Annotated in this window: 13 protein-coding genes; 11 read left to right on the top strand and 2 right to left on the bottom strand. The window is 44.9% G+C overall.

The features are described from left to right. Nucleotides 1-35 precede the first annotated feature (35 nt). Both NYE54_RS09385 and NYE54_RS09390 read left to right on the top strand, forming a co-directional pair. Entirely contained in the window at nt 36-1,907 is a 1,872-nt protein-coding gene (locus NYE54_RS09385; protein WP_063477881.1) for a DEAD/DEAH box helicase family protein, read from the top strand. 5 nt (nt 1,908-1,912) lie between these two features. Then, entirely contained in the window at nt 1,913-2,236 is a 324-nt protein-coding gene (locus tag NYE54_RS09390) for a hypothetical protein (RefSeq protein WP_339271770.1), read from the top strand. Between the two features lie 109 nt (nt 2,237-2,345). On the opposite strand, the gene NYE54_RS09395 is transcribed toward NYE54_RS09390, so the two are convergent. Then, entirely contained in the window at nt 2,346-3,194 is an 849-nt protein-coding gene (locus NYE54_RS09395; protein WP_339271772.1) for an ATP-dependent DNA ligase, read from the bottom strand. Nucleotides 3,195-3,342: 148 nt separating this feature from the next. Between NYE54_RS09395 and NYE54_RS09400 the strand changes: the two genes are divergently transcribed. The 3 genes from NYE54_RS09400 (at nt 3,343) to NYE54_RS09410 (ending at nt 4,563) form a co-directional block, all read left to right on the top strand. Beyond that, nucleotides 3,343-3,726 (top strand): hypothetical protein, encoded by a 384-nt coding sequence (locus NYE54_RS09400; RefSeq protein WP_339271774.1) that lies wholly within the window; start codon nt 3,343-3,345, stop codon nt 3,724-3,726. After that, nucleotides 3,723-4,061, top strand: coding sequence for a YolD-like family protein (locus tag NYE54_RS09405; RefSeq protein WP_339271775.1), 339 nt, complete (start codon nt 3,723-3,725; stop codon nt 4,059-4,061). The genes NYE54_RS09400 and NYE54_RS09405 overlap by 4 nt, the downstream gene beginning before the upstream one ends. A gap of 91 nt (nt 4,062-4,152) precedes the next feature. Then, nucleotides 4,153-4,563 carry a hypothetical protein gene (locus tag NYE54_RS09410; protein ID WP_339271776.1) on the top strand — a complete coding sequence of 137 codons (411 nt, stop codon included), beginning with the start codon at nt 4,153-4,155 and terminating at the stop codon, nt 4,561-4,563. 47 nt (nt 4,564-4,610) lie between these two features. Here NYE54_RS09410 and NYE54_RS09415 read toward each other — a convergent pair whose 3' ends face one another. Then, entirely contained in the window at nt 4,611-5,003 is a 393-nt protein-coding gene (locus NYE54_RS09415; RefSeq protein WP_339271777.1) for a hypothetical protein, read from the bottom strand. Nucleotides 5,004-5,533: 530 nt separating this feature from the next. On the opposite strand from NYE54_RS09415, the gene NYE54_RS09420 reads away from it, so the two are divergent. The 6 genes from NYE54_RS09420 to NYE54_RS09445 all read left to right on the top strand — a co-directional run bounded on the left by NYE54_RS09420 (nt 5,534) and on the right by NYE54_RS09445 (nt 12,313). Further along, nucleotides 5,534-6,679 (top strand): cysteine desulfurase family protein, encoded by a 1,146-nt coding sequence (locus tag NYE54_RS09420; protein WP_339271779.1) that lies wholly within the window; start codon nt 5,534-5,536, stop codon nt 6,677-6,679. Nucleotides 6,680-6,820: 141 nt separating this feature from the next. Further along, on the top strand, nt 6,821-7,342 hold the full coding sequence (locus NYE54_RS09425) for a PRC-barrel domain-containing protein (RefSeq protein WP_076320455.1): 522 nt from the start codon (nt 6,821-6,823) through the stop codon (nt 7,340-7,342). Between the two features lie 11 nt (nt 7,343-7,353). Next, entirely contained in the window at nt 7,354-7,563 is a 210-nt protein-coding gene (locus NYE54_RS09430; protein ID WP_071222775.1) for a hypothetical protein, read from the top strand. A 157-nt stretch (nt 7,564-7,720) separates the two neighbouring features. Next, nucleotides 7,721-8,788, top strand: coding sequence for an AI-2E family transporter (locus NYE54_RS09435; RefSeq protein WP_076320456.1), 1,068 nt, complete (start codon nt 7,721-7,723; stop codon nt 8,786-8,788). 419 nt (nt 8,789-9,207) lie between these two features. Then, a complete protein-coding gene (gene alaS, locus NYE54_RS09440) occupies nt 9,208-11,835 on the top strand; it encodes an alanine--tRNA ligase (protein WP_339271781.1) in 2,628 nt (875 codons plus the stop codon). Nucleotides 11,836-12,052: 217 nt separating this feature from the next. After that, nucleotides 12,053-12,313, top strand: coding sequence for an IreB family regulatory phosphoprotein (locus NYE54_RS09445; protein ID WP_006208869.1), 261 nt, complete (start codon nt 12,053-12,055; stop codon nt 12,311-12,313). Nucleotides 12,314-12,322 lie beyond the last annotated feature (9 nt).

Below are 12,322 nucleotides of genomic sequence, written 5' to 3' on the forward strand. Positions count from 1 at the left end.
TATAATACTAAAATATACGACAAAGGGAGTAAACAATGAATTTAAATTACTTTATCGAGTCGATGCCCAATATTGATTCTAATCAAAGTTTACGAGAACCACAGGTTGATGCTTATCGTGCTGTGTATAAACATTTTGTAAACGATAAAAAGAAAGAGCACTCAATTATTGTTCTTCCAACAGGAGTTGGAAAGACAGGATTAATGGGGATTCTTCCATTTGGCATTTCATTTGGGCGCGTTTTAATTGTGACTCCTCAACTTGTTATAAAAGATGCAGTTTTAGACTCCCTCGACCCTGAACATCCTAGGAATTTTTGGCTTGCAAGAAATATCTTTGAGAAGTATGAAGATTTGCCTTCTGTAATTGAATATGATCGTAAGACAAGCGATTGGGAGTTACAAGAAGCCAACATAGTTATACTTAATATTCAAAAGTTACAAGAGAGATTGGATAGCTCACTTATAAATAGAGTTCCTTCTAATTTTTTTGATGTAATAATTATTGACGAAGCTCATCATTCCACTGCTCCAACGTGGGAAACTTCAATGGAATTCTTTTCAGATGCTAAAGTCATTAAGTTAACAGGTACCCCATTTAGGACAGATGGTGAAAAAATAGAGGGTGAATTTGTTTACAAATATCCACTAAGTAAAGCAATGGCAAAAGGGTTTGTGAAGAGTTTAGAGAGAATTCACTATATACCCGATCAAATTTTCCTAACACTCAATAAAAAGGATGATACTGTTTATTCCCTTGAACAAATTCGAGATATGAATTTAAAGGATGAGGATTGGGTGACAAAATCTATCGCCTATTCAAAGGAGTGTAGTATCAAGGTTGTAGAGGAGAGTATTAAGATTCTCGAAGAAAAAAGAAAAACTGGTATACCGCATAAGATAATTGCCGTTGCTTGCAGTATTTGGCATGCCGAGCAAATACAAGAGCTATATGAGCAGCAGGGTTTAGACGTTTCCCTAGTACATAGTAAGTTAAAAAAAGATGAATTAGCAGTAAGATTAAAATCAATCGAAAATCATAAGGTTCAGGTTGTAATTCATGTAGCAAAACTCGGAGAAGGTTATGACCATAAATACTTATCGATAGCGGCTATATTTAGACCATTTAGATCACAACTTCCATACGAACAATTTGTTGGAAGGGTGCTAAGATCAATTGATGCTGAAGAAGTTGTTTCTCCCGAAGATAATATTGCTTGTGTGGTACATCATAAAGAATTGGGATTAGATAAGTTGTGGGAGTTCTACAAAAATGAAAAAAAGAAAAGTGACGTCATTAAGTACCTAGATCGCAGTGAAGAATCTTTTGAACGTTTAACCAAAGCTAGGGTTGAAAAGCAAACTGGAGACGTGATTGAAGATGGAATAGGAATTACTGAGAAGGATATTTTTATTGGAACAGAACTACTAGAAGAACGAGAGAGACGTATTAATGAAGAACATCAAAAGTTAAATCAATTAAAAGAGTTACTACCTAACTTACCGGATGAAACTCTAAGACAAATGATCCGCCGAGAAGAGGAAGGAGAACCAAGTGCTAAGATTCTTCGACCAGATAAATTCTTGTACCGGAAGAAAAGAGATTTGGATGACAGGATAAAAAAAGAAATGGTCCCTGAAATAATTTTGCAATATAATATCTCTAATGAAGGAAATGAACTGAGCAACTCGAAATTATTCACAGGGAAATATAGTTGGCTCCTCAAAAGAGTGCAAAGTAATACTGGTTTAATAGCTGCATACATTGAGAAGAGAGTAAATGATCTTGTAGGAAATCATGACCGAAATACTTGGAAACCAGAGGAGTACGACGCTGCAAAACAACATGCAGAAGATGTGTTTATTCTTATACAGAAGATACTGGATTCCGAATTGAAAAAGGAGTAGTGAATATGAAGAGTGGAATACACTCACTGTACAATTTAGAAGAGGGGCATATAATAATGCCCTCAGAATTGATCGCTAATGCTAAACTTCCTAACTATGAGTATGTTAAGTTTCACAAGGGACTGGAAGGTTTAACTGTTGAGTGTTGCTGCTTACTAGATGATGACACCAAGGTATTGTTTAACTATTATTTCGATGAAAATGATAGGTTGCTACGTTTAATAGCTGATGATCATGAATACCAAGAAGTATTATTTGATCGATACAGTGAAGCTAAAAAGCTTAGAAGTAAGTTGTATGCTGATAAAGGTATCTTGACGAGTAAATAAGCATAATGTACAAATTATATTCAGCGGAAACACCGTGGTGTAATCCGATGGTATCGGTAGAAATAACTCTGCAGCTTAATTGCATGCAGGGTTATTTTTTTATTTCATATCATCCTATGAGCTCAGTTAATACCGGCGTCCGCAACATCCCCGATTTGAACCAGTTTCTAAATTTCACCCGCCCCCTGATCGTTGGACTCAAATAAACAAATTTCTTATCCTCGCCTGTTACAAGTGATCGACTCATTGAATAGAACTCTTTCCTGGTTGCCTTTGTTACGTATTCCACAATTCCAGCAGGCCGGAGTTCGCCTGACTCATTCTGAACCGCGGCAAGTAATCCGAATTCGTCTTTCCTGTACCCGGTTATAATCACGTCAGTATACGACCAATTGATAACCTTCTGCCAGGCTGGTGATCGACTGCTTACATATAGACTATTCTTTCGCTTGCCGACCATCCCTTCAAGTTTTCGATTCACCATCTGATTAAACAACGCCTCGCCCGCGCCTTCCACGAAGGGGATGACGCCAAATTGCTGATTTGGCATTTTTATGCCGGCAAGGATCTCTTTGCGCTGTAGCAGTGGCATCTTCCGAAGGTCTTGCCCTTTGTATTGCAATATGTCGAACACAACAAACGTAACTGGAGAAGCTATGGTCAGTTGCTTGATGCGCTGGTCCTTACTTGCTTTAAACCGGATCATGACTTCCTCAAAGTCCACGCCGTCGGGACCGGCACACGCTACTTCTCCATCCAGAAGGATGTCATCATCAAACGGAACCAACAATTCGGGGTATTGTTGGGTACATTCCGTTTCGTGACGAGTATAGAGCCGTATCCGGCCGGACTGTTGGGAGAACAAGAGCCTGTGCCCGTCTATTTTAGGCTCGAATATATAGTTTGAATGACTGAATGGGTTTTTAGCTGTTGCGAGTAACATCGGATCAATAAACATAAAAACACCTCACTGTAATTATAACGTTCAAGGTTATACTGATCAGGCGGTAAGTTATGTCATTACATAAGGGTTAAATTTACATTGATAAAAGAACGATTGTTCGCATATAATACAAACAAATGTTCCCTTTTCGAGGTGATGAAGTGTGTCGCGTATTGGGCTGAAGCCAGATGAATCAAAATTAGTGAAGGATTTTATCTTGTTACCTCTCTTGCTTGATGTCGTGGAGAATGATCGGGATATCCTGTCCGCTGGAGCATTAAAGATGCCCGCGATAACCAACGCCATCATCGATCGATTGCAGAAGGCAGCTTTAGCCGATTTGGCTCAGGTACGAAAAAACATGCGCGAACACGGCTTGAAAGTTTATGAAGATCGGAGAACCAGGCTTGGCGTCGAGGTTGAATTTATCTGTAGAGGGTACCATCACAAGCTGTCCATGCTTTGGGGGCTGATCGAGGCAGAGATTGAACAGAGGTCGTTCACGTATCTGGGGCTAAAAATTGAAGAAAAGGGGGCATTGAAATGACAACAAGAAAAAAGCTGGAGGGTAACGGACTTTGGGAGTCCAGTCGTATGATGCTTCCGGAACATAAAGAAATAATCATACGCCGGCAGCTGGAAGAGGGTAGGAAGGATCGGCCAACGCTGGATCCGCAGGAGATGGAGTTGATTGAACAAGCGCTGGCCAAGTCATTTCATGAGCACCGCGCTGTTACAATAAGGTTGTTTGATGAGTATTTAGATACTGAGTTAACGGGTATTGTCGTATTGATCCACACGTTTAGACGAGAGATCAAATTGTCTATGTCTGAAGGTGAGTGGCATTGGATTAAGATCGATGAAATTGTTTCGGCTAATTGACGACCTTTTGTTCATTAAACGGTATTAGAATCAGCACAGTAGGTAATGATATTTATAAAGGGACAGAATAAATAATGGAAGGGAACTTACAATGAACAGAACTTTAAAAACAATGTTAATGATGTTTGTTGTGCTGCTCTTTATCGGTACGTCTAGCTTTGCGATAGCCGAATCACTAAAGCCTTCTGCTGCTGATTACTACACTAATTTGGATAAGAAAATTTATAGTGACTTTAATAATGCGGATGTTAATGTAAAGGAATACGTTCAAATTAAAGATCTTGAAAGTGTTGCTGGTAAGCTGGATTTAACCGAGAAAGGTCGATATCAAAGAACATTCAGAGAATTTGCTCGAAAAAATTCCAAAAAGAGTGATCAATATGTATATGTCTTCATTAGTATGAAGGATGAGGGGTCATCTAAACATTCTAAGTACACAATAATTGATTCAGAAACCAACAAAGTTCTTGTTGAAGGTAATGGCTGGTCTGCAGCTAAATGAAATGAAAAAGCATTTGCAAAGAGCAAATACTTTTTTTATTTCTTATATTATTGTCGAGTTCTTCCATTCTCAAATGTGTAGATAGAATTTCCATCATGTACCCTGTGTAGGGATGTACATTTATATGTTGCTGTTGGGTCAAAAAGGAAATCGCCGGTTGTAATGTATGCAGAATTAGCGTTGTAGTAACTATCCTGGACAAAGTTAACTAGTGAGTCGTTTTTTGACAAACTGACGCCAATATAAACCTGGTCGTAAAAACGTGTCTCTGGAGTAGTTAAAGCAGTTGCACCATGAGCATAAATATATTGTTGTCCTTGGATGGTAACGATACCGAAACCACAACTCGATCCAGTGGTACTGATTGGTCCTGTCGCGGCACTAGCAGGAGTAGCAAGAGCAAAGAAAACAGCGAAAAGGGAAATAAACAGCTTTTTCATGAAATCGCCTCCTATTTAATAAAATATTGGAATATTTTCATAATATCACCTATTAATATATAATTCTACCAAGAAAAATAGGAGATGCTGTCGAATTCAAAAAAAATAAAATAGTGCAGATGTCTAGTGTGAATAAGAAGGCACTTTTCGTAGAAAGAATCTGTTATTAAAAGAGTGCAGTATCCTACAGAATACGGATGTCGTTCTAATCCAGAGATCAAATTGGCAACAGGTGTAGGTGAATGGCATTGGATTAGGATAGACGACATAATTTCTGTTACATTAATGTAACTGATGAAGTGTTGCTATGAAAGAGTGCTTCATATATGCTTAATGATGAATATGATTGAGCCATAACTCAGATAAAAAAAATCACATAAAAAATCACAAACTCGGCGAATAGCCGTGAATGAGAACGTTGCTTATACAAGTTTATAGATCAAAAAAATCAAAAAAACTAGGTGAATGAACATTGATGAATCTCAGCAAAACTACAAACAAGATGTTCTATATATAAGGGTGAGACGGATATGAGATTAGTATATTTGGATCATGCCGCATCAACCCCGGTTCATCCGGAGGTTGCTGAGCGGATGATGAATGTGATGACAAGCCAATACGGCAATGCTTCAAGCGTTCATGCTTTTGGACGGGAAGCGAAGAAGATCGTCAACGGGGCGCGTGATCGAATTGCGTCCCTTTTGGGATGCCAATCGGACGAGCTGGTGCTCACCGGAGGCGGCACCGAAAGCGATAATTTGGCTATACTGGGATTGCTGGAGTCGCTTGGCGTGAATGGCAAGCATGTGATTACGTCAGCAGTTGAACACCATGCGGTGCTTCATACATGCCATGAGCTGGAACGGCGGGGCTGTGAGGTTACCTATGTCCCCGTCGATTCTACTGGGCGTGTCTCTGTGGAGGACATTGCGGGTGCGATTCAGGATAACACGGTGCTGGTCACCATCATGTATGGCAATAATGAAGTAGGCACCGTTCAGCCGATCAGCGAAATCGGCGAGCTCTGCCGCAGCCGGGGCATCGTGTTTCATACCGATGCTGTTCAGGCATTGGGATCGGAGGCGATCAACTGCCGCGAGCTGCCGGTGGACATGTGGAGTTTTTCCGCCCACAAAATCAACGGACCCCAAGGCGTCGGAGCATTGGTTGTCCGCAGAGGACTCAGCGTATCTCCACGTCTGTTCGGAGGGCTGCAGGAGAAGAAACGCCGTGCCGGAACAGAGAATATGGCCGGCATCGCCGGTTTTGCGGCAGCAGTGGAATGGACCGTTAAGAATATGGAGACGCGTATCCAGCATTATCGCGAGCTGAGATCGACGCTGCTTGAAGGGTTTCGTCAGGAGATTGGCGAGGATGCTTTTGTAATCAACGGAAATTCGGAACATTACCTACCTCACATCCTAAATATCAGCTTTCCCGGTGCCAATACGGAGACGATGCTGATGAACCTCGATATGGAAGGAATTGCGGCGGCAAGCGGCTCGGCTTGTACGTCGGGATCTCTGGAAATATCCCATGTACTCCAAGCAATGAAACTTTCTGATCCTGTTTTGCGCTCCGCGATTCGTTTTAGTTTCGGTTTGGGTAATACTACTCAAGAAATGGAGCACACTGCCCAAAAAATTGGAACCATCCTTAATCGGTTACGTAAATAGATGTTAAGGGATTTCTCCTTCTAGAGAATAGGGGGTATGCGTTCGTCCATTTCATCCTTGGAAATTATCCGTTTTGGCTCACGAAATGTTGACCGGCGGCTGATTTCAAACCATGAAGGATGAGGAGGTGTCCACTGCAGTATGAAACTTCAAGAAATGATTGGACTGGCTGTATTCGACGTGGAGAACGGTAAGGAAATCGGCAAAATCCACGATTTTATACTAGATGAGAACTGGTTGATTACCGGGTTGGAGCTGGAAGGCAAGGCTTTGTTTTCCTCGCATGTGAAAAGCGTCTCATGGGAAGATATCGTAGCATACGGGGAAGATGCCGTCATGATCCGGAGCCAAGAGGCTGTCCGCAAGGTGGGCGCCAATGATATACCGCTTACGTTCCTTTTGGGCAAGCGCAAACTGAAAGAGATGCAGGTCTTGACAGAGGATGGTATCCTGCTCGGACGTATATCGGATGTTTATTTTGAGCAGGAACAGGGCAATACAATACTAGGGTTGGAAATATCCGATGGATTTGTCTCGGATTTGATCGAAGGTCGCAAATGGCTGCCTTGCACAGCGGAAATGGCTATCGGCGAAAGTGCCGTTATGGTACCCCCGATGAGCGAACAGCGTCTGGAAAAAGCCATTAATTCTGTGAACGGATAGGGTGAGGTAGGATGAAATGTCCAAACTGTAGTTCCAAAGATATCGGGAAAATCGGCTCCCACCAGTTTTATTGCTGGGGTTGCTTTATCGAATTGACAGTCAACGGAGAGAAAATGTCCGTATACCAGGTAGAAGAGGATGGTACGCTCAGCTCTCTGGATGATTTGTTCTTCGGTGATGAAATGCAGCCGGATTTCCCTCCTATGCACGCGTCTTCCTAAGAACGCGTACATATAGTTAGATAACGACTCCTTGCTAAAGGTCTATATGGCTGAGCAGCAGGGAGTCTTTTTCATGTTGGCCTGCGGAAATGTTAGTTTATTTCTGGAAGCTTGTACATATACTACAGGGTAGCTTTCGAAAAAGGAGGGTGCCTGTGTGGAACAGCTGACCGAGAACAAATGGTTTCGATTGTTGGTATGGTTAATGCTTGGACTCATCTCTCTTTACTTTGTCTGGCTGCTGCGTCCGCTGTTTCTGGATGTCTATCGATTTCTCAAGGCTGTCCTGGCGCCATTTCTGGTTGCCATGATCATATCTTATGTGCTCAATCCGGTAGTATGCATGCTCTCCGACCGTAAAGTTCCGCGTAGCATGGCGGTGCTGCTCATCTACGCTGTCTTTCTGACGTCACTTACCGTCATTCTGATCAATATGATTCCGATGCTGATCCGGCAGCTGGAGGAGCTCAACGAGCATTTGCCTGAATTATCGATGAACGCCCAGAGCCTGATGACCAATCTGGACAGCAGGCTGCTGCCCCCGGGAGTAAGGACAGGCGTCAACAGCTGGTTCTTGCAGATGGAATCAAGGCTGGCCGGGGGAATTTCGGATTTCATGGACAATATCGGCAACACCATCAACATCCTGTTTAATGTGTTAATTGTTCCGTTCCTGATCTTCTACATATTAAAAGATTTTGAGGTGTTCCAGCGAACCGCCGTATCCTATCTGCCGCGGAGCCGCCGTAAGTCGATTGTCACGCTGCTGAAAGAGATCGACACGGCCCTCGGGAATTACGTCCGCGGACAATTCCTGGTATGCTTAATTATCGGCGTACTAGCCTATGTAGGGTACATGATCGTGGGTATGCCTTACGCGCTGCTATTGGCAAGCATCGTGGCGGTGTTTAACATCATTCCCTATTTGGGCCCCTTTCTCGGCGCGGCTCCAGCGCTTGTGATGGCATCTACGATTTCCTGGAAGATGGTGCTGCTGGTGGCGGTGGTTAATATGGTCTGTCAAACGCTGGAGAGCAATGTCATCTCGCCGCAAGTGGTAGGCAAAAAGTTGCATATGCATCCGCTCCTGATCATATTTGCACTACTTGTCGGTGGACAGGTGGCAGGAACCGTAGGCTTAATTTTGGCTGTTCCTGTCTTTGCCGTCATCAAAGTGCTGCTGCAGCATTTTTTCGCCTATTATGTCAGAAGGAAATCCGGCTGAAGGCTCCAGTCTCAGCTGCAATGCTCATACATTGACAGATAGTTTCACCCTATATATACTTGAAATGGTAAACCTATAACCGTACAAATCGATGAGAAAATCCAGTAGGCTTTGTGTACCTTGCCCAGAGAACAGGTTCCTGCCCGGACAATTTCCGGCTGGCTGCGAGAACCTGGAAGCGAACCTAAGCCGAATGCTAATTTTTGAGTGTGATTCAAATTCACCGGGTAGCTCCCGTTATCCAGCTGTTACGAGGCGATCGTTACATATGTTGTTCCAGGAGATTTCTGCTGGAGGACGAATGGACGATAACCAGGGTGGTACCGCGAGAACATCGTCCCTGAATTCAATTCAGGGGCGTTTTTTGTGTTCGAATACAAGTGATTCGGACCTATATTACGACTGGAGGAAGTGTAGAGATGAAAGCTAGTGAAATCCGTTCCAAATGGCTAGAGTTTTTTGCAGAGAAAGGCCACAATATTGAGCCAAGTGCATCGCTTGTTCCGCACAATGACCCGTCCCTGCTTTGGATTAATGCAGGCATGGCTCCGCTCAAGCCTTATTTTGACGGGCGTGTGAAGCCGGAAAATCCGAGAATTGCGAACTCGCAGAAATGTATTCGGACTAATGATATTGAGAATGTCGGCAAAACCCGTCGTCACCATACGTTCTTCGAAATGTTGGGCAACTTCTCCATAGGGGACTACTTTAAAGAAGAAGTTATCACCTGGGCCTGGGAGTTCCTGACGGACAAGAAATGGATCGGCTTCGATCCGGAGAAGCTGTCTGTTACCGTGTATCCGGAAGACGAGGAAGCCTTCAAGCTTTGGAACGAAAAAATCGGTCTCCCGAAGGAGCGCATCATTAAGCTGCAGGAAAACTTCTGGGATATCGGGGAAGGACCTTGCGGACCTTGTACCGAGATTTTCTATGATCGTGGTGAAGGATACGATACGGATGCTCCGGAATCCGAAATGTTCCCAGGTGGTGAGAATGAACGCTGGCTGGAGGTATGGAACCTCGTATTCTCCCAGTTTAACCACAACAAGGACGGCAGCTATACACCGCTTCCGAACAAGAACATTGATACGGGTGCGGGACTCGAGCGCTTTGCTTCCATCCTGCAAGATGTGGCATCCAACTTCGATACCGACCTATTCCAGCCGATCATCCAGAAGACGGCAGAGCTTGCCGGCGTTAAATACAATGAAAAGACGGAATACGATATCGCGTTGAAAGTCATTGCCGATCATATCCGGACAGTTGCTTTCGCAGTAGGCGATGGCGTGCTGCCGTCCAACGAAGGCCGCGGTTATGTCATCCGTCGATTGCTCCGCCGTGCGGTTCGTTATGGAAAGGTGCTCGGGCTGGACAAACCATTCATGTATACTTTGACCGGAACCGTAGGCGATATTATGGGAGTATACTACCCAGAGGTCGTTGAGAAGCGCGCCTTTATTGAGAAGGTCATTGCAACGGAAGAAGAACAGTTCCACAAAACGCTCTCTGACGGCTTGAACATCTTGGCAGACGTGAGCGCAGAAGCGAAGAAGCAGGGCAAATCGGTAATCAGCGGCAGCGACGCGTTCAAATTGTACGATACGTATGGCTTCCCGTTTGATTTAACGGAGGATTATGCGTCCGAGCACGGATTGACCGTGGACCGTGAAGGCTTTGATGCCGCGATGAAGGAACAGCGTGATCGTGCTCGTGCGGCCCGTCATGAAACGGAAAGCATGAAGGTCCAAGGCGGCGTTCTTTCCGATTATACGGTTAAAAGTGAATTTGTTGGATATAATGACACCGTCAGCGAGGCTAAAGTGCTCGCCATTGTTTCCGGTGACAGTTTTGCAGACAGCGTCAGTGAAGGCGAGACCTGTCAGGTCATTTTGGACGTTACCCCGTTCTATGCCGAAAGCGGCGGCCAGGTCAGCGATCAGGGCATTTTGGAAGGCGCATCTGTACGTGCCCGAGTGGAAGGTCTCTTCAAGGCTCCGCATGGACAGCACGTGCATTTCGTAACCGTGGAGCTCGGCGAGCTTAAGGTGGGCGATACGGTCAAGGCGCAGGTGGATTCCGCTATGCGCAATGATATCGTTAAGAACCATACAGCCACACACCTTTTGCATAAAGCATTGAAGGAAGTTCTGGGCGATCATGTCAATCAGGCAGGTTCGCTTGTTGAACCGCAGCGTCTGCGCTTCGACTTCTCCCATTTCGGCAGCATTACGCAGGAGGAGCTGGCCGATATTGAGCGCCGCGTGAATGAACAGGTGTGGAAGAGCATTCCGGTCGTTATCGAGCGCAAGGCCATTGATGAAGCGAAGGCGATGGGTGCCATGGCATTGTTCGGAGAGAAATATGGAGATATCGTCCGTGTCGTCCAGGTCGGAGATTACAGCATCGAGCTGTGCGGCGGATGCCATGTAGGCAACACCTCCCAGATCGGAATCTTCAAGCTGCTTGGCGAGAGTGGCATCGGCTCCGGCGTTCGCCGCATTGAAGCCGTAACGGGCCGCTACGCTTATGAGCATCTGGAGGGGCAAATGGACCTGCTCAAGCAAGCCGCCGGCTTGTTGAAGAGCAATCTTGCGGACGTGCCGAAGCGGATCGAGGGCCTGAACCAACAGGTGAAGGATCTTGCCCGGGAGAACGAGTCCCTGCAAGGCAAGCTTGGAGCCATTGAGGCCAGCCATTTGACCGATAAAGTGAAGCAGGTAGGGAACACGTCGCTGCTTGCAGCTGAAGTACAGGCTGGCAGTATGGATGGACTCCGTGGCATTGCAGACGAATTGAAGGGCAAACTTCCGGAGACGATCCTCGTGCTCGGCTCCAAAGCGGGCGACAAGGTGAATTTCGTCGTAGCCGTTCCGCAGGACCTGGTGAAGCAAGGCTACCATGCTGGCAAGCTCGTTAAAGAAGTGGCTTCGATCTGCGGCGGAGGCGGCGGGGGCCGTCCGGATATGGCACAAGCGGGGGGCAAGGATGCTTCCAAACTCGCCCAGGCGCTGCAGCACGCTGAGGATCTCATAGCCCGGGGCGTGTAACAGATTTGTCCAGATTGTGTACAGCAAGCAATAGTAAGCAGGATCCAACATTTTGCTGTACACAATCCCGAATTTTTTGGAACACTTTCTAAATATTTCGCTTTCGATTTCCGTAGAGACTTAGGATTATGTTATGATATAACTAGATCAAGCTGGTAAATATTTATTCGACGAAGCATGGTAAACATGTTCTTTGAAGAAGCGAGGTGTGTCACACATGGACTCCATGGATAAGACAGTCAAGTTCAATGTAAAAGGTGATGAAAAGGAGGCTTCCGCCCAGGACATTCTACTTTCGGTATACGATTCGCTGGTAGAGAAGGAGTACAATCCGATTAACCAAATCGTAGGGTATCTTTTGTCCGGGGATCCAGCTTATATACCTCGGCACAATAATGCCAGAAGTTTGATCCGGAAAAAAGAGCGAGATGAATTGATTGAAGAACTGGTCCGGTTCTATTTAGCCAGTCACCGTTAGGAGCACACA

This window comes from Paenibacillus sp. FSL K6-1330, from assembly GCF_037976825.1.
GTDB lineage: Bacteria > Bacillota > Bacilli > Paenibacillales > Paenibacillaceae > Paenibacillus_AQ.

What these genes read in the sequence shown, in the direction of transcription:
- NYE54_RS09385 (WP_063477881.1), top strand. Translation starts at nt 36, where the DNA reads ATGAATTTAAATTACTTTATCGAGTCGATGCCCAATATTGATTCTAAT.
- NYE54_RS09390 (WP_339271770.1), top strand. Translation starts at nt 1,913, where the DNA reads ATGAAGAGTGGAATACACTCACTGTACAATTTAGAAGAGGGGCATATA.
- NYE54_RS09395 (WP_339271772.1), bottom strand. Translation starts at nt 3,194, where the DNA reads ATGTTTATTGATCCGATGTTACTCGCAACAGCTAAAAACCCATTCAGT.
- NYE54_RS09405 (WP_339271775.1), top strand. Translation starts at nt 3,723, where the DNA reads ATGACAACAAGAAAAAAGCTGGAGGGTAACGGACTTTGGGAGTCCAGT.
- NYE54_RS09410 (WP_339271776.1), top strand. Translation starts at nt 4,153, where the DNA reads ATGAACAGAACTTTAAAAACAATGTTAATGATGTTTGTTGTGCTGCTC.
- NYE54_RS09415 (WP_339271777.1), bottom strand. Translation starts at nt 5,003, where the DNA reads ATGAAAAAGCTGTTTATTTCCCTTTTCGCTGTTTTCTTTGCTCTTGCT.
- NYE54_RS09420 (WP_339271779.1), top strand. Translation starts at nt 5,534, where the DNA reads ATGAGATTAGTATATTTGGATCATGCCGCATCAACCCCGGTTCATCCG.
- NYE54_RS09425 (WP_076320455.1), top strand. Translation starts at nt 6,821, where the DNA reads ATGAAACTTCAAGAAATGATTGGACTGGCTGTATTCGACGTGGAGAAC.
- NYE54_RS09430 (WP_071222775.1), top strand. Translation starts at nt 7,354, where the DNA reads ATGAAATGTCCAAACTGTAGTTCCAAAGATATCGGGAAAATCGGCTCC.
- alaS (WP_339271781.1), top strand. Translation starts at nt 9,208, where the DNA reads ATGAAAGCTAGTGAAATCCGTTCCAAATGGCTAGAGTTTTTTGCAGAG.
- NYE54_RS09445 (WP_006208869.1), top strand. Translation starts at nt 12,053, where the DNA reads ATGGACTCCATGGATAAGACAGTCAAGTTCAATGTAAAAGGTGATGAA.